The 22,027-nt window shown below is 65.8% G+C and carries 20 protein-coding genes; 16 read left to right on the top strand and 4 right to left on the bottom strand.

Features of this window, described 5'->3' with window-relative positions; translation table 11 throughout:
- Nucleotides 1-8 precede the first annotated feature (8 nt).
- The 6 genes from BW991_RS00325 to BW991_RS00300 all read left to right on the top strand — a co-directional run bounded on the left by BW991_RS00325 (nt 9) and on the right by BW991_RS00300 (nt 9,067).
- On the top strand, nt 9-1,550 hold the full coding sequence (locus BW991_RS00325; RefSeq protein WP_076600113.1) for a methyl-accepting chemotaxis protein: 1,542 nt from the start codon (nt 9-11) through the stop codon (nt 1,548-1,550).
- A gap of 48 nt (nt 1,551-1,598) precedes the next feature.
- Nucleotides 1,599-3,839: a hybrid sensor histidine kinase/response regulator gene (locus BW991_RS00320; RefSeq protein ID WP_076600112.1), complete on the top strand. Its 2,241-nt coding sequence runs from the start codon at nt 1,599-1,601 to the stop codon at nt 3,837-3,839.
- Nucleotides 3,836-4,915 carry a chemotaxis-specific protein-glutamate methyltransferase CheB gene (gene cheB, locus BW991_RS00315; protein WP_076600111.1) on the top strand — a complete coding sequence of 360 codons (1,080 nt, stop codon included), beginning with the start codon at nt 3,836-3,838 and terminating at the stop codon, nt 4,913-4,915. The genes BW991_RS00320 and cheB overlap by 4 nt, the downstream gene beginning before the upstream one ends.
- A gap of 27 nt (nt 4,916-4,942) precedes the next feature.
- Complete coding sequence (locus BW991_RS00310) at nt 4,943-7,966, top strand: EAL domain-containing protein (protein ID WP_076600110.1); 3,024 nt, start codon at nt 4,943-4,945, stop codon at nt 7,964-7,966.
- Between the two features lie 128 nt (nt 7,967-8,094).
- Nucleotides 8,095-8,445 (top strand): DUF5710 domain-containing protein, encoded by a 351-nt coding sequence (locus BW991_RS24045; RefSeq protein ID WP_342066719.1) that lies wholly within the window; start codon nt 8,095-8,097, stop codon nt 8,443-8,445.
- 10 nt (nt 8,446-8,455) lie between these two features.
- Entirely contained in the window at nt 8,456-9,067 is a 612-nt protein-coding gene (locus BW991_RS00300; RefSeq protein ID WP_076600109.1) for a 3'-5' exonuclease, read from the top strand.
- A 50-nt stretch (nt 9,068-9,117) separates the two neighbouring features.
- Here BW991_RS00300 and BW991_RS00295 read toward each other — a convergent pair whose 3' ends face one another.
- Nucleotides 9,118-10,005 (bottom strand): LysR family transcriptional regulator, encoded by an 888-nt coding sequence (locus BW991_RS00295; protein WP_076600108.1) that lies wholly within the window; start codon nt 10,003-10,005, stop codon nt 9,118-9,120.
- Nucleotides 10,006-10,096: 91 nt separating this feature from the next.
- On the opposite strand from BW991_RS00295, the gene BW991_RS00290 reads away from it, so the two are divergent.
- Together BW991_RS00290 and BW991_RS00285 are read left to right on the top strand one after the other, a co-directional pair.
- Complete coding sequence (locus BW991_RS00290; RefSeq protein ID WP_076600107.1) at nt 10,097-10,843, top strand: pirin family protein; 747 nt, start codon at nt 10,097-10,099, stop codon at nt 10,841-10,843.
- Nucleotides 10,844-10,972: 129 nt separating this feature from the next.
- On the top strand, nt 10,973-11,851 hold the full coding sequence (locus BW991_RS00285; protein WP_076600106.1) for an SDR family oxidoreductase: 879 nt from the start codon (nt 10,973-10,975) through the stop codon (nt 11,849-11,851).
- Nucleotides 11,852-12,058: 207 nt separating this feature from the next.
- Here the strand turns inward: BW991_RS00285 and BW991_RS00280 are convergent, their stop codons facing one another.
- The gene (locus BW991_RS00280; RefSeq protein ID WP_076600105.1) at nt 12,059-12,997 is read right to left on the bottom strand and encodes a LysR family transcriptional regulator; all 939 of its coding nucleotides are present in this window, start codon (nt 12,995-12,997) and stop codon (nt 12,059-12,061) included.
- A 403-nt stretch (nt 12,998-13,400) separates the two neighbouring features.
- Between BW991_RS00280 and BW991_RS00275 the strand changes: the two genes are divergently transcribed.
- The 8 genes from BW991_RS00275 (at nt 13,401) to BW991_RS00240 (ending at nt 20,901) form a co-directional block, all read left to right on the top strand.
- The gene (locus tag BW991_RS00275; protein WP_076600104.1) at nt 13,401-13,727 is read left to right on the top strand and encodes a c-type cytochrome; all 327 of its coding nucleotides are present in this window, start codon (nt 13,401-13,403) and stop codon (nt 13,725-13,727) included.
- Between the two features lie 28 nt (nt 13,728-13,755).
- Nucleotides 13,756-14,349 carry a NapC/NirT family cytochrome c gene (locus BW991_RS00270; RefSeq protein ID WP_076600103.1) on the top strand — a complete coding sequence of 198 codons (594 nt, stop codon included), beginning with the start codon at nt 13,756-13,758 and terminating at the stop codon, nt 14,347-14,349.
- 58 nt (nt 14,350-14,407) lie between these two features.
- Nucleotides 14,408-15,355, top strand: coding sequence for a DmsE family decaheme c-type cytochrome (locus BW991_RS00265; protein ID WP_244551568.1), 948 nt, complete (start codon nt 14,408-14,410; stop codon nt 15,353-15,355).
- A gap of 13 nt (nt 15,356-15,368) precedes the next feature.
- On the top strand, nt 15,369-17,456 hold the full coding sequence (locus BW991_RS00260) for an MtrB/PioB family decaheme-associated outer membrane protein (protein ID WP_076600101.1): 2,088 nt from the start codon (nt 15,369-15,371) through the stop codon (nt 17,454-17,456).
- A 290-nt stretch (nt 17,457-17,746) separates the two neighbouring features.
- The gene (locus BW991_RS00255) at nt 17,747-18,148 is read left to right on the top strand and encodes an FKBP-type peptidyl-prolyl cis-trans isomerase (protein WP_076600100.1); all 402 of its coding nucleotides are present in this window, start codon (nt 17,747-17,749) and stop codon (nt 18,146-18,148) included.
- A gap of 121 nt (nt 18,149-18,269) precedes the next feature.
- Nucleotides 18,270-19,499, top strand: a complete 1,230-nt coding sequence (locus BW991_RS00250) for a c-type cytochrome (RefSeq protein ID WP_076600099.1) — start codon at nt 18,270-18,272, stop codon at nt 19,497-19,499.
- Between the two features lie 78 nt (nt 19,500-19,577).
- The gene (locus tag BW991_RS00245) at nt 19,578-20,225 is read left to right on the top strand and encodes a HugZ family pyridoxamine 5'-phosphate oxidase (RefSeq protein ID WP_076600098.1); all 648 of its coding nucleotides are present in this window, start codon (nt 19,578-19,580) and stop codon (nt 20,223-20,225) included.
- Nucleotides 20,226-20,274: 49 nt separating this feature from the next.
- Entirely contained in the window at nt 20,275-20,901 is a 627-nt protein-coding gene (locus BW991_RS00240) for a LysE family translocator (protein WP_076600097.1), read from the top strand.
- A 30-nt stretch (nt 20,902-20,931) separates the two neighbouring features.
- Here BW991_RS00240 and BW991_RS00235 read toward each other — a convergent pair whose 3' ends face one another.
- Both BW991_RS00235 and BW991_RS00230 read right to left on the bottom strand, forming a co-directional pair.
- Nucleotides 20,932-21,252 carry a heavy metal-binding domain-containing protein gene (locus tag BW991_RS00235; RefSeq protein WP_076600096.1) on the bottom strand — a complete coding sequence of 107 codons (321 nt, stop codon included), beginning with the start codon at nt 21,250-21,252 and terminating at the stop codon, nt 20,932-20,934.
- A 35-nt stretch (nt 21,253-21,287) separates the two neighbouring features.
- Nucleotides 21,288-22,022 carry an SDR family oxidoreductase gene (locus tag BW991_RS00230; RefSeq protein WP_076600095.1) on the bottom strand — a complete coding sequence of 245 codons (735 nt, stop codon included), beginning with the start codon at nt 22,020-22,022 and terminating at the stop codon, nt 21,288-21,290.
- Between the last annotated feature and the right edge of the window lie 5 nt (nt 22,023-22,027).

Below are 22,027 nucleotides of genomic sequence, written 5' to 3'. Positions count from 1 at the left end.
ACCGCCGCATGCGCCTACTTCGCGACCTTCCGATCGCCCGCAAACTGATGGTGGTCTCGGTGCTGCCGGCCGCCGTCGCCCTGATCCTGGCCGGCGCCACGATCATCATCTACGAGAATGTGAGCTACCGGCAGCAAAAACTGCGGGATGTCTCCGTGCAGGCCGAAATCCTCGCGGCCAGCGTGATGGCCGCCGTGGAGTTCGACGACGCCAAGACGGCACAGGAATACCTGAATGCGCTTGCCGCCAATCCGGAAATCGCTGCCGCCGGCGTATATCGCAACAGTGGCGAACGCCTCGCCGTCTATTCTCGCCCCGGCAGCGAGTCGCGCATGCCGCCAAGCCGCAGCGTTGCCCAGGGCCAGCACTTCGACGGCGACGAATTGCTGGTCTCCTGGCCGGTCAGGCAGGGCCAGCGGGCGTTGGGGGCGGTGTTTCTGCATGCCGTCCCGGAGGCGCTGGCCGTCCGGGTATTGCGCTACGGCGGCGTCCTGCTCTTGCTGATGTTGGGGGCGCTCGCACTCGCCCTGCCGGTGGCGCGACGAATGCATGGCGTCATTGCCGGTCCGATCCGGGACATGGCCGCCGCCGCCCGTCGGGTCGCCGACGGCGATCTGACGGTGACGCTGGCGACCGAAGCGGGCCGGGCCGACGAGATCGGCGTGTTGGTCGACAGCTTCGTCCGGATGCTGTCCAGCCTGCAGGGGATGACGCGCCAGATCGGCGAGGTGGCAGAGGTGTTGGCGAGGTCGACGGCCGACATCCTGGCCTCGGCCAGCCAGGTGACGGCGGCTTCGGAAGAGACCGCGGCGGCCGTGGGACAGACCGGGGTGACGGTGGAAGAGGTGAAACAGACCGCGCAGATGGCATCGCGGAAAGCTGCCGAAGTATCGGAAGGCACCCAGCGCACGGCGCAGGTATCCGAGACGGGGCGGAACGCCGTGGACCTCTCGATCGAGGCGATGGAACGCATTCAGCAGCAGATGGAACTGGTGGCCGAGAGCATCGTGCGCCTGTCCGAGCAGGGGCTGGCCATCGGGGAAATCATCGCGACCACGAACGATCTGGCGGAGCAGTCGAACATGCTGGCCGTGAACGCAGCCATCGAGGCAGCCAAGGTGGGCGAGCAGGGCAAGGGCTTCGCGGTGGTGGCGCAAGAAGTGAAGAGCCTGGCGGAGCAGTCGCGCCAGGCGACGGCGCAGGTGCGGACCATTCTGGGCGATATCCAGCGCGCAACCGCCAAGGCGGTTCTCGCCACCGAGCAGGGCAGCAAGGCGGTGGAAACGGGCGTGAAGCTGTCGACCGAGGCCGGGTCGGCGATCCGGGCGCTGGCCCAGAGCATCGAGCAAGCGGTGCAGGCGGCGGCGCAGATTGCCGTCTCGGCGCAGCAGCAACAGGCGGGGACCGACCAGGTGGCGCAGGCGATGCGGAACATCCACGACGCGACCGCGCAGAACGTCGCGAGCGCCCGCCAGAGCGAGATCGTCGCCAATGATCTGCACCAACTGGGGCTGAAGCTCAAGCAGCTGCTGGGAAAGTATCAGGACTAGCTGACCCGGTGGGCCGGTAACGAACGCTGAGGCGGGGTAGGTGACGCAATGCCGTTGGACAATGAAGCCTTCCTCAAGCATTTGTTGGCGACCTTCCGGGTCGAGGCCGACGAGCACCTGCGGGCGATGGTTTCGCTGGTGCTCGAACTCGAGCAGCCGGCACCGGCGGAGCGCCTGCCGCAGCTGGTCGAAACCCTGTTCCGTGAAGCGCATAGCCTGAAGGGCGCGGCCCGCGCGGTGGGACTAAGCGAGGTCGAAGCGGCATGCACCGCGCTGGAGAGTCCGCTGGCGGCGCTGAAGCGGCAGGAAATCGCGCTCTCGCCGGCGCTGCTGGAAACGCTCGATCGCCGCATCGACACGCTCGGACGCCTGCTGGCCGGCGAAGAGGCGGCGGTGCCGCGGCCGCCGCCTGCCGAAATGGCGCCGCCGATCGAAGCGCCCGCGCCCGTCGGCGTGCCGGCGCCGGCGGTGGAGCGATCCGAACGTCCATCTTCGCCGGTGCCCGACGCAGCCGGCACGGTGCGCATTTCGACCGCCCGGCTGACGGCGCTACTCGTTCAGGCCGAAGATCTGCTCGCCTTCAAGTTCAGCGCCGGCCATCTGGCGGGCGAATTGCGCACCCTCCACGCCGAGGTCAGCGAGTGGAAGAAGGCCTGCGGCACGAGCGCGCGTGAAGTCGGCATTTTGCGGCGGATGCGCGAGCGGGCCGTCAATGGTGCGCGGGGCGAGCGCTTGCCGTCGGGCGTCGACAAGCTGTGCGACGCCGTCGAACGCGACGAGCGGGTCGCCAGATCGCTGCACGAGCGCCTGGGTCGCCTGCTCCGTACGGCCGAACAGGAACGGCGAACGTTCGGTGGCATCGTCAATAGCCTGCAGGAGGACATGAAGCAGGCCTTGATGCAGCCCTTCGCCGGATTGCTCGAATTGCTGCCGAAACTCGTGCGGGATCTCGCCCGCGACAGTGGCAAGCAGGTCGAATTGTGCGTCGACGGTGCGGCGATCGAAATCGACCGGCGCATCCTGGAGCAGATGAAGGATCCGCTGATCCACCTGGTGCGCAACGCGATCGACCACGGCGTCGAGGTGCCGGCCGAGCGCGCCCGTCGCGGCAAGCCGCCGCGGGGCCGGCTCGCAATCGCCGTGACGCCGAAGGATGGCAACCAGATCGAGGTGCTGATCGCCGATGACGGCGCCGGCATCGATGTCGAGAAGGTGACCGCGGCGGCCCGCAAGCTCGGCCTCGTCGTGCCGCAGGATGCCGGCGGCTTGTCGCGGGACGACGCGCTGGCGCTGATCTACGAATCGGGACTGTCCACGAGTGCGATCCTGACCGACATTTCAGGGCGCGGCCTCGGCCTTGCAATCGTCCGCGAAAAGGTCGAAAAGCTCGGCGGCCGCATCGCGATCGAGTTGCCCGAGAGCGGCGGCACGCAATTCCGGATCGTGCTGCCGACGACGCTCGCGAACTTTCGCGGCCTGCTGGTGGCGGTCGGGGATAGTCAGTTCGTGCTCCCGGCGCGCAGCGTCGAACGCGTGGCGCGGGTCGAGTCCGGCGCGATCAGGACCGTCGAGAACCGCGAAGCAATCGAACTCGAAGGCCAGGCCGTCGCGCTGGTCAGACTGTCCGAAGTGCTGGGCGTGCCGATCGCAGCTCCGGCCGGAGAGGATGACCGTCATGTGCAGCTGGCCGTGCTGGCAAGCGGCGGAAAGCGCATCGCCTTCGTCGTCGACGCGGTGCTCGGCGATCAGGAGGTGCTGGTGAAGGGTCTGGGGCCGCAACTCAAGCGCGTGCGCAACATCGCCGGCGCGACCGTTCTCGGCCCGGGCCGGCTGGTGCCTATCCTCAGCGTTCCCGATCTGATGAAGTCGGCGCTGCGCGCGCGACCGGCCGCTGCGATCCCCGCGCCGGAGTCGGCTAGGGCGCCGCGCCGCGCCGTGCTGGTCGTGGAAGACTCGATAACGTCGCGTTCGCTGCTCAAGAACATCCTCGAATCGTCCGGCTACGACGTGGCGACCGCGGTGGACGGCATCGACGCGCTGACGCTCCTGCACGACCGGCAATTCGATGTCGTTGTTTCCGACGTCGAAATGCCGCGCATGGACGGCTTCGACCTGACGGCCCACATCCGCCAGGACCGGAAGTTCGCCGCGCTGCCGGTGGTGCTGGTGACGGCGCTCGAGTCGCGCGCGCACAAGGAACGGGGCATCGACGTCGGTGCCAATGCCTACATCGTCAAGAGCAGCTTCGACCAGAGCAATCTGATCGAGGCGATCCGGAGGCTGACATGAATATCGTGGCGACGGGAGCGAAGATCCGTGTGCTCGTCGTCGACGATTCGCCGGTGGCGCGCGAGCTGCTGGCGCATATCCTGAATGGCGCCCCGGAGACCGAGGTGATCGGGGTCGCAAACGACGGCGAGGCGGCTGTGCGCGAAGCCGGGCGCCTGCGGCCCGATGTCATCGTGATGGACATCCACTTGCCGGGGCTGGACGGCTTCGCCGCGACCCGCAAGATCATGGAGACCTGGCCGACGCGCATCGTGATGGCGACGGCGACGACCGATCCGAAGGAGGTTGCGGCGAACTTCCATGCGATGGAGGCCGGCGCGCTGTCCGTGCTCGCCAAGCCCCGCGGCGTGGGGCATCCGGATTTCGCCGCCGATGCGGAGGAACTGGTCCGCACCGTGAGGCTGATGTCGGAAGTCCCGGTGGTCAAGCGCTGGCCGCGCGGGGGGCGCGCGAGCCACGCCCCGGCCGGGGTGGGGGCGGGGGCCGTCAACGCGCTTCGCATCGTGGCGATCGGCGCATCGACCGGCGGCCCGATCGCGCTGCAGCGATTGCTCTCCGAGTTGCCGAAGGACTTTCCGGTGCCGATCGTGATCGTCCAGCATATTAGCGACAGCTTCGTCGACGGCCTCACCGAGTGGCTGGCGGACACCACCGGCTACCGGGTGCGCATCGCGGCGGGCGGGGAGCCGGCCCGGCCGGGGGTGGCTTACGTGGCGCCGAGCGGAAGGCATATGCAGGTGCAGGCGAACGGGACGATCGCGCTGGTCGACGGGCCGAAGGAACACGGCGTGCGACCCTCCGTGTCGGTGCTGTTCCGCTCGGTCGTGGCGAGTTTCGGCGCGGCCCATGCCGGCGTATTGCTCACCGGCATGGGCCGCGACGGCGCGTGCGAACTGAAAGCCATGCGGGAGGCGGGCGGAATCACCTTTGCCCAGGATCGCGAATCGTCGGTGGTTTTCGGCATGCCCGGCGAAGCTGTGACGCTCGATGCGGCAAGGTATGTCCTTTCGCCCGAGCAGATCGCCGCCGTGCTCGTCAATCTGGTGGCAGGCCAGGAAATGCCGCTTCGCAAGTAGCCTGAAGTGACGCAAGAGGGAATGCTCATGGCAAACGAAACCAATCAGATCCATGGCGTCGACATCCTCGTCGTCGAGGACAGTGCCACCCAGGCGGCGCAGCTGCGCTTCCTGCTCGAACAGCAGGGGCACACGGTCCGCGTCGCCGCCAACGGCAAGCTGGCACTGGTGGCCGTGCGCGAGCGCAAGCCGGCGCTGGTCATCACCGACGTCGTGATGCCCGAGATGGACGGCTACGAATTGTGTGCCACGCTCAAATCCGATCCGGCGCTCAACGGCCTTCCCGTGGTCATCGTGACTTCGCTGTCCGGACTCCAGGACATCGCCAAGAGCCTCGAATGCGGGGCCGACAATTTCATCCGCAAGCCGTACGAGCCGAAAGCGCTGCTCGCGCGAATCGAATACATCCTGCTCAACCTCGACCTGCGCAAGAGCAGCGAGGTCAAGATGGGCATGGAAATCTACATGGGGGGCAAGAAGCACTACATCGCATCGGGGCGGGAGCAGATCATCGACCTGCTGATCTCGACCTATGAGGAAGCGGTGCACATGAACGAGGAACTGCAGGCGCAGCAGCGCGAGATTGCGCTGTCGAACCGGACCCTGCGTGTGCTCTATCGCATCGCCGCGCAGTTCAACCGCGTGACCACCGAGGCCGAGGTTTGCGACCAGGCCCTGCAGGGCGTGCTCGAACTGCCCGATTTTCGCGCCGGCTGGGTATGGCTCGACGATGGCGACGGCCACATGCGCACCATCGCGACGAGTGCGCTGCCGCCGGCGATGCAGCAGCCCGCGGCATTCGAAGGCGACTGTCGCTGCCTGCGCATGTTGCGCGCGGGGGACCTCGGGCATGGGGGCGCGGTTGTAGACTGCGATCGCCTGTCGAATTCCGGGGTCGCCGAGGCCGGCGGCGCGCGGGCCCACGCCAGCATCCCGCTGACGGTCGGCGAACAGCGCCTGGGCATCATGAACGTCGTCGGCAATGACAAGAGCGTCTTCAGCGGCGAAGATCTGCGTCTGCTCGAAGCGGTCGGCAGCCAGGCGGCGCTGGCGGTCCAGCGTGCGCAGCTGTACCAGCACCTGGAGGATCTGGTCGCGCAGCGTACCGCGGCGCTGCAGGCAGAAGTCGTCGAGCGGACGCGCGCCGAGCAGAAGGTTGCCAACCTCAATCGGATTTACGCCGTGCTTTCGGGCATCAACACGACGATCGTGCGCGTGCATGACCGTCATGAATTGTTCAGGGAGGCCTGCCGCATCGCCGTCGAACTCGGGCGATTCCGGCTGGCCTGGATCGGTCTGCTCGAGTCCGACGGGCGGAGACTCCGGCCCGTCGCATGGATCGCCGAGGACAGCGGACCGCTGCCTCCGGCCGACGCGGAATCCACCGTTGCGGCAAGCGTGGTCGACGCCGACACGGGATTGCTGGGACGCGCAATCCGCCAGCGCAGTTTCGTTTCCTGCAACGACATCGAAGCTTCGGAGGAAGAGGTGTTTCCATGCGACGTCCTGGCGCACGGCTGTCGCTCGGCCGCCGTTTTCCCGCTGTTCGAGGATCGACGCCTGACCGGCGTGCTGGCTCTTTATGCCGCGGATGTCGGCGTGTTCGAGGACGAAATGGAACTTGCCCTGCTCGAGGAGATGGCCGGCGATATCTCCTTCGCCCTCGAGTACATCGGCAAGGGCGAGCAACTCGATCATCTGGCCTATTACGACGCGCTGACCGATCTGCCCAACCGCACGCTGATCCACGACCGCCTCAGCCAGCTGCTGCAAGCGCGCCGCGAGGGCGGCGAGGGTGCGCTGGTGGCGCTCGCACTGATCAACATCGAGCGCTTCAAGAGCATCAACGACACTTTCGGCCGCCACACCGGCGACACGCTGCTCAAGCTCGTGGCCGAGCGGCTCGGCGTGGCGTTCGGCGGTACCGACCGCCTCGCGCGAATCGGCAGCGACCACTTCGCCGTCATCATGGCCGGGCTCGACGACGCGGCGGATGTCGCCCACCTGCTCGACAGGGCGATGCTCCGCGGCCTCGGCCAGCCCTTTGCGATCGAGGGCAAGGATCTGCATCTCACGTTCCGGTTCGGCATTGCGCTCTATCCGAGCGACGGCAGGGATGCCGAGACCTTGTTCGTCAATGCGGAGACCGCGTTGCGCAAGGCCGGCGTCAACGAGGACCGTTACCTGTTCTACGCACCGCAGATGAATGCGCAGGTGTCCGAGCAACTCTCGCTCGAGAACCGCTTGCACCGGGCCCTCGAAAAGGACGAGTTCGTACTGCATTACCAACCGAAGGTGAGCCTGAAGGACGGCACGGTGGTCGGGCTCGAAGCGCTGATCCGCTGGCGCGATCCGGACAAGGGATTGATCTCTCCGGCGGCATTCATTCCCACGCTCGAGGAAACCGGAATGATTGTCGAGGTCGGCCGCTGGGCGCTCGAAAGAGCCCTGGCCGATGCGGCGTCGTGGCGCGCCGCGGGCTTGCCGGTTCCGCGGGTGGCTGTGAATGTGTCGGCGGTGCAGATGCGCCGCAAGGACTTCCTCAACACGCTGGAGCAGGCCCTCGCGTCACATCCGGGCGAGAGTAATTATGTGGATCTCGAACTCACCGAGAGTCTGCTGATGGAGGATATCGAGGTGAACATCCGCAAGCTCGGCGCGATCCGCGAAATGGGCATCAAGGTCGCGATTGACGATTTCGGCACGGGTTACTCGTCGCTCAGCTACTTGAAACGCTTCCCGATCGACCAGCTCAAGATCGATCAGAGTTTCGTGCGCGACATCACCGCCGATCCGGACGCCGCCTCGATCTGCGTCGCGATCATCGGCCTGGCGCACAACCTGCGGCTCAGCGTCATCGCCGAAGGCGTCGAGACGGGCGACCAGATGACTTACCTGCGCCGTCATGATTGTGACGAGATGCAGGGCTACCTGTTCAGCCGGCCAGTGCCCGCGGCCGATTGCACGCAGATGCTCACGGCACGGAGGACGCTGGTACTCCCGAGCATCGGTGCAATCGAGCGTCGTCGCGTGTTTTCAGCGCCGCATTGAGTTCCGCATCCGGCCGGCGTTGCCGGTGAGTCTTCAGCCGCCGACCCGCGCTATCGAGTTCGCGGCGGATTTCGTTTGCCAAGGGGCGCTTGACTGCAGCGGGCTGATCAGCCGGGACGCAACATATAATGGCGGCCCGTAACCCGAGGCTTGGGAGCAAGATGAGGCTGAACCTGAAGGTCCCCTTCGCGGAAAAGGACCAAGCCAAGAAGCTTGGTGCGCGGTGGGATGCTGGGCGAAAGATCTGGTACGTCGAGGGCAAGGATGACCTGGCCCCGTTTTCCAGATGGTCGCCAACGCCTCACGATGCATCTGCTGACGACGGGCGGGCGCAGAAGAGCGTTTCAGCCAAGAATCAGGACTCGTCCGGCAAGGTCCAGGTCGGCAGTCGCTACGTTGAGCATCCTCGGGTGTGTGATTGCCCGCCGTGGGAGGTGTGCGACAAGTGTCGGGCCACGGCCCTGTCCAGCCGGGTTTAGGGGGCGAGGCATGGAAGTCGTCGCGGTAATCGACTTTGAAACGACCGGTCTGTCGCCAGGACAAGGTGACCGTGCAACGGAGGTTGCGGCAGTGATTCTGGAGGACGGCAAGATTGTCGGCCGCTACCAGAGCCTGATGAACGGAGGCGTCCGGATTCCGTCCTTCATCGAATCGCTGACCGGAATCTCCAACGAGATGATTCGGCGCGCGCCGCCGGCGGCACAGGTGATGCAGGAGGTGGCGGACTTTGTCGGCGACCGTCCGTTGGTGGCCCACAACGCTTCGTTCGACTGCAAATTCTGGGATGCCGAGCTGGCGCGCATCGAGCGAAGCAGGCGGCAGGAGTTCGTCTGCTCGTTGCTGCTGTCGCGCCGGATTTTCCCGCTGGCGCCGAGCCACAAGCTGGGTGCCCTGGTCGAATATGCGAATCTGCCGGTGGCGGGCCGCTACCACCGGGCTTTGGCCGATGCGGAAATGGCGGCCAGCCTTCTGCTGCGCCTGGAAGATGAGCTGCGTGAACGTCACGCGGTGAATGACGTGTCCGTCGAGCTGCTGCGCACGATTCAACGCGTGCCCAAGGCGCAGCTGACGAGGTGCCTCGCGCGCGAGCGGAGTCGCTGACCCCGTGTGGTTTGCGGCGCACGGCCGGCCCCGCGGTGTGCGGGCGCCTGTCAGTCGCCGAAAGCCTCGCTCAGGTATTCGATGAACAGCCGCACACGGGCGGGGATCAGGCGGCTGGACTGCCGCACGGCGTAGAGACCGAAGGGGGCGGGGCTGTAGTCCGGCAGCAGCTGGCGCAGCCGCCCGTCGGCGAGCGCGTCCTCCACCACGAAGGCTGGCAGCAGGGCCACGCCCATGCCCTGGATGACGCATTCCTTGAGCACTTCGCCGTTGTTGGCGGTCAGGTTGCCACGAATCTCCAGCGTGTCCGGGGCGCCGAGGATGGCGCTCCAGTCTTCGCGGGGGCCGCGCTGGGCGTACTGCAGGCAGTCGTGATCCGCCAGGTCTGCGGGTTTTTCCGGCACGCCGCGGGCGTCCAGGTAGGCCGGTGCGGCGCAGAAGATGCGGTCGACGGAGCCGAGCCGCCGCGCGACCAGTGTGGAGTCCGCCAGCGTGCCGATGCGCACCGCGACGTCGATGCCTTCCGCGACGAGGTCGGTGTACCGGTCCTCCAGCAACAGCTGGACCTTCAGGTCCGGATGGCGCTGCATGAAGGGCGGGAGCACGGGGGCCAGTTTCTGGATGCCGAAACTCATCGGCGCGGCAACACGCATGAGCCCGGATACGCGCTCGGTGCCGGCCCGCACGCGCTCCTCGGCTTCCCCCAGGAGGAGAAAGACGTTGACCACATCCCCATAGAATTGCTGGCCGGCCTCGGTGAGATCGATGCGTCGGGTGGTGCGGCGCAGCAGTTGTAGGCCGAGCTGTTGCTCGAGGCCGGAGACGCGCCGGCTGATCGCCGCGGTGCTGGCGCCGAGCTGTTCCGCGGCCTTGCTGAAACTGCCGGACTCGACGACGGCGACGAAGCTCTGCAGGGCGAGAAAGTCGTATTGTTGCATTGAGCGTAAATATATTTTGTATTGCGGTCGATTTATTGTGTGACTCTACATAATTAAAGTGGCTCCAACAAACGAGGCAGGAGCCCACACGATGTCCCCGCAGTTCCGCAAGATCGACGCCGCCACGCTGCATTACCTGCCGGCCAGTGACCGGCATCCGGCCGACACCTACTTCCACTTCTCGTTTGCGGCTTATCACAACCCGGACAACATCCAGTTCGGCGCACTGCGGGTCCTCAACGACGACAACGTCAATCCGCACGACGGCTTCGGCCGTCATCCGCACCGCGACATGGAAATCGTCAGCTACGTGGTCAGCGGCAAGCTGACCCACTGGGACAACGCGACCAAGGTCGAGGCGACGCTCGGTCGCGGCGACGTGCAGGTCGTCACCGCCGGTACCGGCGTCTGGCACTCGGAACTCAACCGCGACGACGAGTGGTGCCGTTTCCTGCAGATCTGGATCCTGCCGCCGGCCGCCAATCTGCCGGTGCGTTATGCCCAGCGCCGCTTCGATCCCGAGGCCCGCCTGAACCGGCTGCTGCACATCGTCGGCAATACCGACAACCGGCACGAAGTCCCGCTGTACCTCAACCAGGACGTGAATCTGTACGTGAGCGAGCTGCAGGATCCCGAGGCCCGCGTGACTTTCACGGTGCAGGCGGGGCGGCAGGCGTACGTGAACAACATCGAGGGGCGCGTCGCGGTCAAGGGCGTGGCCGAGCTCGACGAGCGCGACGCCCTGGAGGTTGTCGGCCCGGCAGAGCTCGAATTCTCCCTCGCAGGCCCCACGGCGCACTTCATCGTCATCGAGATGGCGGAATCCGCGGAGCGCTGAGACGCGCTCCGGAACTGGAATGGAGGACGCACGCATGGGGGCGTGCGCCCGTCCGATTCACCCATAACCCCCAACCCCAACCGTTCGAACCCATCAATTCGCGATCAAATTCGCCATCGGAGTCCAGTCATGAGCAAACCCGTTCTTCTCATCATCGGCGCAGCCGGCAACAACGGCGTCGCCACCATCGACGCGCTGGTGCGCAAGCATCAGGACCAGTACGTCATCCGCGCCGGCGTGCGTTCCGAAGACAAGGCGGCCGCGCTGCGGCAGCGCTTTCCCGGCGTCGAGACGGTGCTCCTCGACCTCGATCGGCCGGCGACCCTGGCCCCGGCGTTCACGGGTGTGAACAAGCTGTTCCTGATCATCGGCAACGTCCCCAACCGCGAGGAGCATGCGAAGAATGCGATCGACGCCGCCGTCGCCGCGGGCTCGGTCGAGCATGTGCTGTTCTTCTCGGTCGTCGGCGCCGAGTACGAGGCGATCCTCTTCGCCCGCCAGTTCCGCTTCGGCGAGAAGTACCTCGAGGCGTCGGGCCTGAAGTGGACCCACCTGCGCACCATCTTCTTCCAGGACAACTTTGTCGGCTGGGCCGACGGCATCAAGCAGGGCGCGTTCTACTTCGGCATCCGCGACGGGCGCTTCGCTCCGCTCAATGTGGCGGACATCGGCGAAATCGCTGCGAACATCCTGTGCAGCGGCGGGCATGCAGGCAAGGCCTACAACATTACCGGGCCGGAGCTTCTCGGCGGAGAGGATTTCGCGCGCATCTTCTCCTCCGTCACCGGCAAGCCGGTCAGCCATGTCTCGCCGGACAACGCGACGACGCTGAAGTCGATGATCGACAGCGGCTGGCCGGAGTGGCAATCGAAGGGGCTGGTCGAGCTGTTCAACCTGTTCGGCGACAATCTTGCCGCCGTCGTCTCTCCGGACGGGGAGCAACTGCTGGGACGTCCGCTGACGACCATGGGCGCCTATGTCGCGGCCCACAAGGCTGCCTTCGTCTGACGCCGCAGCCTGAATACGTTTGATTGGCGATGGCGCCCCCGCAAGGGGGCGCCTGCTGCTTTTGCGGGATAAGCCAATGCCCCGCACGCAAGCGAAGGAGGGGGCTACGTGATTAACGGGGAAACGAAAAGCTCGGGGTGAGCGCTGCATCCGATTCGCGCCGGATAATTGCGTGCGCTCCTTTCAAAGGGAATTGAAGCTTCGTGCTTATGCCTTGACGGCATTCGGACAATTTGCCGAACTCTGGTTGAGTATCCGCGGAATTTCGAGGACCAGATAATCGATCAGTGTCCTCACCGAGGGCAGGAGGCCCTTCCGGCTGATGAAGGCCGCATAAACGATCGCGGGCCGGGTGTGCCAGTCGGGCAGCACATTGACAAGCTCACCGGTCAGCAGCCATGGCATGCAGATGTGCTCGGGAAGAAGTGAAACCCCGAGCCCTTCGAGCGTGGCCTTGCGCAGCAATTCGAAATCGCTGCAGAACAAACGCGGCGTGAGGCGGAAGTTGCGTGTCTGCCCGTCCGGTCCGACCAGTTCCCAGACATCTTCATCGGCATCCTCGACCATCGACAGCGTGGGGAGGCTCGCCAGGCAATCGATGGTGGGCCTCTGTCCGAAGGTCGCGAAGAATTGCTGGCTCATCACGAGCACGAGCCTGCTGTATCCCAGCGGTCGAACGATCAGGTTGTGGTCGTTGTCGAGGCGCGATCGGGCGCGAATTGCGATGTCGACCCGATCTTCGATGAGGTCGGCGCGGCGATTGATGACTTTCAATTGCACGCGAAGCTTCGGATATCGCTTCATGAAGCCGGGCAACAGATCCTCGACGAGATTCTGGATCAGTCCCTGAGGACAGCTCACCCGAACGATTCCCTGCGGCTCGGCATGGGATTGTGCCGCCGCCGCTTCGGCTGCCTCCGCGCCCGCCAATATGCTCTGGCAGTGCTCATAGAACGCGCGCCCGACATCGGTCATTCGCGACTGGCGCGTCGAGCGTTCGAGCAGGCGGACTTGCAGCCGTTCCTCGAGCTTTGCCACGCGTTTGCTCAAGGTCGCCTTGGGTACGCCGATCTGGCGGGCCGCAGCGGAAAAGCCGTGGTAGGTCACTACCGCGTGGAAATAATAGAAATCGTTCAAGTCGTGCATGGCGGCCAGTGAGGTATGCCTCACGCACGATTATATGCCTTAGCGCTGTAGCGAACTGTCTCCGCGGGGAAACAATGTATCCCGTTTTCACGTCCTTATCACACCATTGGTGCGGACCTAGAATCCCCACGCCTCGATAAGGGGTTTGTCATCAATTGTCAGGGTGCAATTGCGCGTGCAATTCGCGGGAGTGCCCTCCTAATACATGAGCAAACTTCGCAGTGTGCGCGGATCGGCCGTCCTGCATGAATTTCCCCGTGGGCGATCATTCCGCGCCGCAATCAAGAATTTCCTTCTGAGCCCTCTCTTCGGCGCGTGGTGCGCCGAGGCGGATATCGGCCGTTATCGGGGCGACGCGACTTCCAACAGATAGATGGTTTTAAAACGTTCTGGAGAACATGAAATGCGCAAGCTCGTAATTGCACTCGGGTCGGTCGTTGCCTTGAATTCGATGGCGGTATTTGCCGCCGACGAGGATGCCGCAGTGGGATTGCTGCGCAAGAGCAAGTGCCTCAATTGCCATGCCGTGGAAAGCAAGAAGGATGGCCCGGCGTATCGCGAGGTGGCAGCCAAATATCGCGGCAAGGCAGAGGCCGAAGACAAGCTCACCAAGCACATCACGGTGCCGAACAAGGTGAAGATCGACGGGCGCGAGGAGCCGCACCAGATGGTCAAGAGCAAGGATCCGGAGGAAATCCGGAATCTCGTCAGCTGGATTCTTTCCCTGTAAAGCGCCTTTCGATCATTGAAGGCGCGCCATGAAAAAAATACTGAACCGGATTGGCGGCTGGCTGGCCAGGCGCAATCCTTTCCTGCTGATCGGCATTACCGTCGTCGCAACCATTGTGGGCGTGGCCGGCGGATCTGCGGCGATGGACTACACGATGACGGAGGCGTTCTGCACCTCGTGTCATGAAATGCGCAACAACGTGTACGCCGAATACGGCGGCTCCATCCATGACACCAACCGCACCGGAGTGCGGGCGATCTGTCCGGATTGCCATGTCCCGCGCGAGCCGGTGGATAAATGGATCCGCAAGGTCAAGGCGGTAGGGGAGCTTTACCAGCATTTCGTCGTGGGCAAGATCGATACCAAGGAGAAATTCCGGGAGCATCGGGCCGAATTGGCGACGAACGTGTGGACGCGGATGAAGGAAACCGATTCGCGCGAGTGCCGTCACTGCCACACCGCGACCAAGATGAGCTCCGATCTGCAGACCGAGACGGCGCAGGCGCGGCATGAGAAGGGGCGCGAAGAAGGCCTCACCTGCATCGACTGTCATTTCGGCATCGCCCACAACGAGCCGAAGGGCATTACGCCGGCCGACATCGTCGTGAAGCAGAAGTTGTAGCAGCCGGGACGCCCGGCCCGATCGGGGGCCGGGCGTCTTTTAATTTCAGGGAGTCAATATGTCAAAAACAAGCAGGATGGTGATCGTCGGGCTCTTCGCCGTGCTTGGCTTCGTCGCCAACGTCCACGCTGCGACGGAAGGCGGCGCCAGGGACAAGGTGCTCAAGGGCGACCAGGTATGCACCCGGTGCCATGACGGTACGGAATCGTATCCGGTGTTCGATATCGGCAAGACCAAGCACGGCACCGTTGCCGACGGCCGCACCGGCAGCTGTACCGCGTGTCACGGCGCCAGCGAGACCCATATCCGCATTCCCGAGGACGCCACCGAGCGCCCGCAGCCGACGGTGAGCTTCGGTGCCAAATCGAAGACGCCGGTGGCCGAACGCAATGCGCAGTGCCTGAACTGCCACTCGGGCGCCAAGCGCATGCTCTGGCAGGGCAGCACGCACGAGCAGGAAGACCTCGCCTGTACGTCCTGCCATCAGGTGCATGCCCAGCACGACAAGGTGCGCGACAAGCAGACGCAGCCGGAAAAGTGCTTCACCTGCCACAAGGACAAGCGCAACGAGATCAACAAGGCGTCGCGCCATCCCATCAAGGAAGGCAAGGTCGCCTGTTCGGACTGCCACAACCCGCATGGATCGGCCGGCCCGAAGCTGATGGCCCGCGATACCGTGATCGACACTTGCTATGCGTGCCACGCGGAGAAGCGCGGTCCCTTCCTGTGGAACCATCAGCCGGTCACCGAGGATTGCGCGATCTGCCATAACCCGCACGGCAGTTCCAACGCCCGCCTGCTCAAGCAGTCGATGCCCTTCCTGTGCCAGGAATGCCACGAGCCGGGTTCCCACCAGGGGATCGCGCCGTCGTCGCGCACGAACGCCTCTCTCGCGCTGCCCCAGCCCGACATCGCCAGCGCCCGTCAGTGCGTCAACTGCCACACCAATCTGCACGGTGGCAACAGCCCGCTGAATAGCTCGGTCAATCGTTCGCTGGTTCGCTAAGGGAGGACACATCATGAAAACGCAACACATGCACAGCCTCCGCCTGAGCGCCGTCGCCGCGGGCCTGCTGCTCGCCTTCGGGTCGGCATCCGCGCAGGAAATGTCTGCCGAAGAACTGGCGCTGCTGACGCGGCCGGAAAGTTCGGTGAGTGTCGGCGCCGGCTATGTCGGCGGCAGCGGCAGCCGCTTCGGCCTGTACACGGGACTGGAGGACGGCGACACGGCTTTCCTCGGCAACGTCGACGTCAACCGGCGCGACGATGCGACCGGAACGTGGCTGCGCCTGAAAGGGCGCAACCTCGGCTTGGACAATCGCGACCTGCGGATCGACCGCGAGCAGCAGGGCAACTGGTCGTACTTCCTCGAATACGGTCAGATCGAACGACACGATCCGTTGACCTTCACCACGCCGGTTCGCGGACTGGGCAGCACCGAGCAGACGGTCAACGTCGGCGGGCCGATGCTGTCGTACACGCCGGAAGTGAAGCGCGAGACCACCACCCTCGGGCTCGGCAAGCAGCTCGGCGGCGGCTTGAGCGTGCAGGTCCGCTTCCGCAACGAGCAGAAGGACGGCGACCGGCATTTCGGGTTCTACGATCTCGGCGTGGGACCGAAATTCGCCGCAGAACCGATCGACCAGACAACGCAGGAATTCGAGGCGACGCTCGGTTACGTCGGCGACCGGCTGCAGCTGTCGGGCGGCTACCTGGGCTCCTTCTTCCGCAACCAGGACAAGGCGCTGCACCTGAACGGCGCGATCGGCGCGGAATCGGCGTTCAATTCGCACAGCATCTCGCTGCCGCCGGACAACGAGGCGCACAACGTGCATCTGTCCGGCGCGTACCGCTTCTCGCCCACGACGCGCGGCATGTTCAAGGTGTCCTACACGCAGGGCCTGCAGAACGACAGCTTCGCGGTGCCGAACACCTTCGGCCATGACTCGCTCAATGGCCGGGTCGATACCACGCTGGTCACCCTCGGGCTGGCGTCGCGGCCGACCTCCGCGATGACCCTCAACGCGAACCTGCGTTACGAGGACCGCGACGACAAGACCCCGCGCCGCCAGTTCTTCGATCCGGCCGTCCGCTTCTACACCGGCAGCGGCTTCTACCACGACACCTCGCGCCGGACGGTCACGGCGAAGCTCGACGGCACCTATCGCCTGCCGGCTTCAGTGAGCCTGTTCGGTGGCGTGGAGTGGGACGAGCGCACGCGTGAAGTACCTTCCAGCCGCTCGCTCGACTGGCGCCGCAAGACTACCGAATGGTCGGCGCGCATCGGCCTGCGCCGTTCGCTGGCGGAGAACCTCAACGGCAGCCTGAGCTACATCCACAGCGACCGCTCCGGCGGCTCGTACCGCACGACGAGCAGCTATGCCTTCGGCGACTTCTTCTCCGGCAACGGCCTCATCGGCGGCGAGCCCAACCTGAGCACGCAGTACATCAACCCCATCCACTGGGCCGATCGCAGCCGGGACAAGGCGAAGCTGAGCCTCGACTGGTCGCCGCTCGAGACGCTGGCGGTGCAATTCGCCGCGCAGTACTCCAACGACGACTACAAGTCGCACAAGGGATCGCCTGCGGGTAACGACCGGGGCAAGGCGGTGACCTACTCGGCCGACGCCACCTGGTCCCTGTCGGACGACAGCAAGCTCAGTGCCTGGGTGTCGCAGGACGACTCGCGCATGCTGCAGCGCACGGTCATGGGCTACGACAGCAGCGTGCCGCTGTACCTGTGGCGTGCCGACCTGCGCAGCGAGGGCACCAACGCCGGCCTGCGGGCGCAGATCCGCGCGACGGCGAAGCTTGCGCTGGATGCCGAGCTGCGCTGGGCCGACAACCGCAGCGAATTCAAGCTGCGCAATGCGGGCGGAGCCGCGGTGCCCGACATCACCTACCGGCAGACGACGCTCAGCCTGACCGCCGATTACGCGCTGGCCCGCGATCGCGGCCTGAAGCTGCAGTTGATGCACGACCGCTGGCGCGTGAGCGATTCGACGTGGACGGGCGAACACGTCTACGTGGATGGCACTACAGCCAACAGCAGCGCCGACCAGAGCATCAACTTCATCGGCCTGTCCGCGTACTTCAAGTGGATCTGACGGTCAGGGCCGTGTAGCGGCCGGCCGTCGCGGCGGCCTGAAATCCAGGTGGTGGTGGTTTCCGTGAGAGTCCTGCCGGGCTCTCACGGTTTTTTATCCGGTCGGGCACCCGCCCGATCGTCCCGTCATGCGGGAACGATGCGGCGGCCATGCAATCACCCGGGGTGTGTCCGCACCGCGAAAGCCGTTTTCGACAATAATTGCGGGACACGACTGATCGCGGTCTTCGGACGCGGTCGAGTTTTCTACTTTGATTGGCTGGAACAGCCAGCCCCGATTGGAGCCAAGTGATGCGCCTGTTCTCCGCAATGGTACTTGCCTGTTTCTCGATTGCCGCCCACGCTGCCGGCCCGGTGGCGGAAACCCTGCCGTCCGGCGTCACGCTCGAGCGCTACAAGGAGGGGACGGGCACTGCGCCGACGAAGACCGACGTCGTGCGTGTGCATTACCAGGGCACGCTCGCGAACGGACGGGAGTTCGACAGCTCGTACAGCCGCGGACAGCCGGCCGAGTTCCCGGTCAGCGGCGTGATTCCGTGCTGGACCGAAGTGCTGCAGCTGATGAAGCCGGGCGGCTCGGTGCGCATCACCTGTCCGCCGCAGACGGCTTATGGCGCGCGCGGAATCCCCGGGACGATCCCGCCCAACAGCACGCTGACCTTCGTCGTCGAGCTGCTCGAAGTCAAGCGGTAGATCACTCGGGCGGAATGGAGTTGTAACCTTTCGCTCGCACATTGCCTCTAATCTTCAGCAAGCGGAGGGGTACGCCGCATCCCGCGTGATGATGCCTCTCCCGGCCGAGGAGGAGTGCATCATGAGCAAGCCTATCGATCCCGCTGCCGCCGCGCGGAAACCGGCCGCACGTCGCGTTCTCGCGGCGTCCGGATTCACGCTGTCCGCCCTCGCGGCGGCAGTGGCTCTTGCCCTGTCGGCGACGCCGGCACTCGGGGACGCGCAGCCCGGAGGGAACCGGCATTCGGGGCAATACATCTTCCGTTTCGACACCTTCGGTGACGAACAGTTGTGGACCTCCGTGTTGCGCATGCACGAGGTGATCCCCGCGGCGGTGAGCCCGGCCACGGCGCTGGCCGTCGGATTGAAAGTCGATGCGACGGCGCTGCCGCGTAACTTCCTCGCGAAGCACGATCTCAACGATCCGAAGACGACGGTGGAGTTGCTGCGACGCAATGCGGTAGTCGGCGTCGTGGGAAAGGTGAAGGGGCGGCGCCTCGTCTCGGTGGGGATCACGTGTGCGCTGTGCCACTCGACCGTCGACAACTCGGTGGCTCCCGGCGTAGGGCGGCGCCTCGACGGCTGGCCGAACCTCGACCTGAATCCGGGCGCGATCATCGCGCTGTCGCCCGCGTTGCCCGAGGAGGTGAAGGCGGTCTACAACTCCTGGGGCCCCGGCCGCTACGACCCGCGCTTCAACATCGACGGCATCAACGGGCCGCTGGTGATCCCGCCGGCCTACGGACTCGCGGGCGTGCCTTTCGAGACCTTTACCGGCGACGGTCCGATTTCCTACTGGAACAACTACGTCGCGGTGACGCAGATGGGCGGGCACGGCAGCTTTTCCGATCCGCGCCTGGGCATATCGATCGAGCAGACACCGGATCTCGTCACGCCGAAACTGCCCGCACTGCTGGCCTACCAGTTGAGGCAGCCGGCGCCCCGCCCGCCGGAGGGCAGCGTGAACGCCGGGGCGGCGCAGCGCGGCGCGGCGCTCTTCAACGGCACCGCGCGCTGCGGCACCTGCCACATCGCACCGACCTACACCGACGTGCAGAACGGACCGGATGCCGACACGCCGCTGCTGCACGATGCGGCCGAGACGGGGATGGACCCGGGTTATGCGCGGCGCACGGCGACCGGGAGGTACCGCACCACGCCGCTGCGCGCGCTGTGGCAGCATCCGCCGTATTTCCACGACGGCAGCGCCCCGACGCTGGGGGCCGTCGTGGATCACTACGATACGCATTTCGCGCTGGGACTGACGCCCGAGCAGAAGGCCGATCTGGTGGAGTTCCTGAAGTCGCTGTGAGCGGCAGGGCGGCAATTTTCCGTCGGGAGCAGAAATAGTTCATTGACGCCGGCAGGTGGGGGCGACACAGTGGCGGGCATGAAGATCACCATCGTTCCCGCCATCCACCTGCTTCACGAAGCCGCTCACGCCACGCTGGCGACGCATTCGACGCAGCTCGCGGGCTACCCCTACGCGACGGCGCTGCCCTGCGTCGTCGACGCGGCGCAGCGTCCGCTGTTCTGCATCAGCCTGCTTGCCGAGCATACGAAGAACCTGCTCGCGGACCCGCGCGCGAGTCTTTCGGTGGTCGGTACCGAGAACGGCAGCGTCCAGGCCGGGGTGCGCATGACGCTGATCGGCGACGTCGAGCGCTTCGAACCGTCGGCGGAGCTGCTTGCGCGCTATCTGCGCTACCAGCCGGACGCGAAGCAGTACCTCGAGCTCGATTTCGCCTTCTTCCGCCTGCAGCCGAAGCGCATCCGCTATATCGGAGGGCCGGGAAAGATGGGCTGGATCGAGGACGAGCGCTGGGCCGGGCTGCCCGTGCTTCCGGAATCGACGGAGGCGGATCTGCTGCAGCAGCTCGCCGGCAGCGTGCCGGCCGGCACGCATCTGCTCGGGATGGACTGCTTCGGCGTCGATTACGCCGTGAACGGGCAGCGTGCGCGCCAGCGCTTCCCCGAGGTGCGCAGCGCCGAGAACCTCGCCGCCACCGCGCCGCGCATCGTGGCCGGGCTGCTGTGAGCGCGGGCGCGTCGGGATCCCGGTCGGCGTCGTTGCGGGCGGAACGGGCATGACCTCGATCGAAACCACCCTCGCGTTCTTTGCCGTGTCGGTGCTGCTCGGCGCGGCGCCGGGGCCGGACAACCTGTTCGTGCTGATGCAGTCGGCGATGCGCGGGCGCAGGGCGGGAATGCTGGTCGTGCTGGGGTTGTGCACCGGCCTGCTGGGACACACCGCGGCAGTTGCCGTGGGCCTCGCGGCGGTGTTCGCGGCGTCGCCAACGGCCTTCACGGTGTTGAAATTCGTCGGTGCCGCCTATCTGGCGTGGCTCGCATGGCAGGCGCTGAGCGCGCCCGACGGGGCCGATCCGGCCGTCGGCGCGGCGGCGCCGGACGGCTGGCGCATGTATGTGCGCGGGATCGTCATGAATCTGACCAATCCCAAGGTGATCCTGTTCTTCCTCGCCTTCCTGCCGCAGTTCGTCGAAACCGGCGCGGGGCCGGTGGCGCTGCAGGTGATGTGGCTGGGCTTCGTGTTCATCGTCGCGACGCTGCTGACCTTCGGCGCGATCGCGCTGTTCGCGGCGTCGATCGGGCAGCGCCTGCGCAGTTCGGCGACCGCGCGGCGCGTGCTCAACAAATCGGCGGGGCTGGTGTTCCTGGGGCTCGCGGCGCGGCTGGTGCTGGCCGAGCGCTGATAATCAGGCGGCATTCAGTTGCTGGGCAAATCAGGCGATCGTCACGGCGGTGCCGCTGACGGCCACCATCAGCATGCCGTTGGTCTCGCCGAGGACCTCGTAGTCGAGGTCGATGCCGACGATGGCGTTGGCGCCCAGCTTTTCCGCGGCTTCGGCCATTTCCTCGAAGGCGGTGTCGCGCGCCGAGCGCAGCGTCTTCTCGTAGGCGCCCGAGCGTCCGCCGACGAAGTCGCGCACGGCGGCGAACATGTCCTTGAGGAAGTTCGCGCCGATGATGGCCTCCCCGGTGACGACGCCGTGATAGGTGCGGATGGTCTTGCCTTCGACGGTGGGCGTGGTGGTCATCAGCATGGCGTATTCCCGTGAAGTGGAAAGTGGCGAGGAGGTCAGGGCGCGAGCTGGCGCAGGTCGGCCGTCGCGGCCAGGCCGAATTCGTCGCCGAGCAGGTAGTTCACGAGCCGGAACGCGCATTCGTCGGGGCGGGCGAGGGCGCCGTCGCGCTTGAGCGCCTCGAAGCGCGCGCGCACCGGGAAGCGGTCGTCGGGCGTCGCGCGGATTTCGGCCTGCATCGCGGTATCGACCACGCCGGGGGCGAGGCTGCAGATGCGCAGGCCGGGCGTGCCGTCCATCGCGGCAGCGCGCGCGTGCTGGTCGAGCGCGGCCTTGGAAGCGCAATACACGCTCCAGCCGGCATAGGCGCTGCGCGCGGCGCCGCTGGATACATGCAGGATGCGCCGGTCCGCGACCGCGGTGCTGGCGGCGGTGAAGGCGCTGGCGAGCATCAGCGGGGTCGCGGTGTTGAGCGCGATGGCACGCGCGATCGCTTCCGGCGGCAGGACGTCGAGCTGGCCGACCGGCTGCAGCATGCCGGCATTGTTGATGAGCAGCGCCTGCGAGCAGTTGGCGAGGAAGCTGCGCAGCGTTTCGCCGGCGAGCCAGTCGGCGACGACGTCGGTGTCGGCGAGGTCGATGCGCACCTGCGAGAGGTCGTCGGGATAGCGCTCGGCGAGGGCGTCGTTCGCGTGCCGCGCCAACCCCAGCACGGGGATCGTGCGGGCGAGGAGTTCTTCGGCGATCGCGGCGCCGAGTCCCTGGGTATGTCCGGTGAGGATCGCTTTCATTGTCG

This window comes from Aromatoleum tolulyticum (genome assembly GCF_900156155.1).
Classification (GTDB): Bacteria; Pseudomonadota; Gammaproteobacteria; order Burkholderiales; family Rhodocyclaceae; genus Aromatoleum; species Aromatoleum tolulyticum.
This window is presented reverse-complemented; position numbering and strand designations above follow the sequence as displayed.

Coding starts and splice junctions, on each gene's coding strand:
- BW991_RS00325 (WP_076600113.1), top strand. CDS start 9: ATGCGCCTACTTCGCGACCTTCCGATCGCCCGCAAACTGATGGTGGTC.
- BW991_RS00320 (WP_076600112.1), top strand. CDS start 1,599: ATGCCGTTGGACAATGAAGCCTTCCTCAAGCATTTGTTGGCGACCTTC.
- cheB (WP_076600111.1), top strand. CDS start 3,836: ATGAATATCGTGGCGACGGGAGCGAAGATCCGTGTGCTCGTCGTCGAC.
- BW991_RS00310 (WP_076600110.1), top strand. CDS start 4,943: ATGGCAAACGAAACCAATCAGATCCATGGCGTCGACATCCTCGTCGTC.
- BW991_RS24045 (WP_342066719.1), top strand. CDS start 8,095: ATGGCGGCCCGTAACCCGAGGCTTGGGAGCAAGATGAGGCTGAACCTG.
- BW991_RS00300 (WP_076600109.1), top strand. CDS start 8,456: ATGGAAGTCGTCGCGGTAATCGACTTTGAAACGACCGGTCTGTCGCCA.
- BW991_RS00295 (WP_076600108.1), bottom strand. CDS start 10,005: ATGCAACAATACGACTTTCTCGCCCTGCAGAGCTTCGTCGCCGTCGTC.
- BW991_RS00290 (WP_076600107.1), top strand. CDS start 10,097: ATGTCCCCGCAGTTCCGCAAGATCGACGCCGCCACGCTGCATTACCTG.
- BW991_RS00285 (WP_076600106.1), top strand. CDS start 10,973: ATGAGCAAACCCGTTCTTCTCATCATCGGCGCAGCCGGCAACAACGGC.
- BW991_RS00280 (WP_076600105.1), bottom strand. CDS start 12,997: ATGCACGACTTGAACGATTTCTATTATTTCCACGCGGTAGTGACCTAC.
- BW991_RS00275 (WP_076600104.1), top strand. CDS start 13,401: ATGCGCAAGCTCGTAATTGCACTCGGGTCGGTCGTTGCCTTGAATTCG.
- BW991_RS00270 (WP_076600103.1), top strand. CDS start 13,756: ATGAAAAAAATACTGAACCGGATTGGCGGCTGGCTGGCCAGGCGCAAT.
- BW991_RS00265 (WP_244551568.1), top strand. CDS start 14,408: ATGTCAAAAACAAGCAGGATGGTGATCGTCGGGCTCTTCGCCGTGCTT.
- BW991_RS00260 (WP_076600101.1), top strand. CDS start 15,369: ATGAAAACGCAACACATGCACAGCCTCCGCCTGAGCGCCGTCGCCGCG.
- BW991_RS00255 (WP_076600100.1), top strand. CDS start 17,747: ATGCGCCTGTTCTCCGCAATGGTACTTGCCTGTTTCTCGATTGCCGCC.
- BW991_RS00250 (WP_076600099.1), top strand. CDS start 18,270: ATGAGCAAGCCTATCGATCCCGCTGCCGCCGCGCGGAAACCGGCCGCA.
- BW991_RS00245 (WP_076600098.1), top strand. CDS start 19,578: ATGAAGATCACCATCGTTCCCGCCATCCACCTGCTTCACGAAGCCGCT.
- BW991_RS00240 (WP_076600097.1), top strand. CDS start 20,275: ATGACCTCGATCGAAACCACCCTCGCGTTCTTTGCCGTGTCGGTGCTG.
- BW991_RS00235 (WP_076600096.1), bottom strand. CDS start 21,252: ATGCTGATGACCACCACGCCCACCGTCGAAGGCAAGACCATCCGCACC.
- BW991_RS00230 (WP_076600095.1), bottom strand. CDS start 22,022: ATGAAAGCGATCCTCACCGGACATACCCAGGGACTCGGCGCCGCGATC.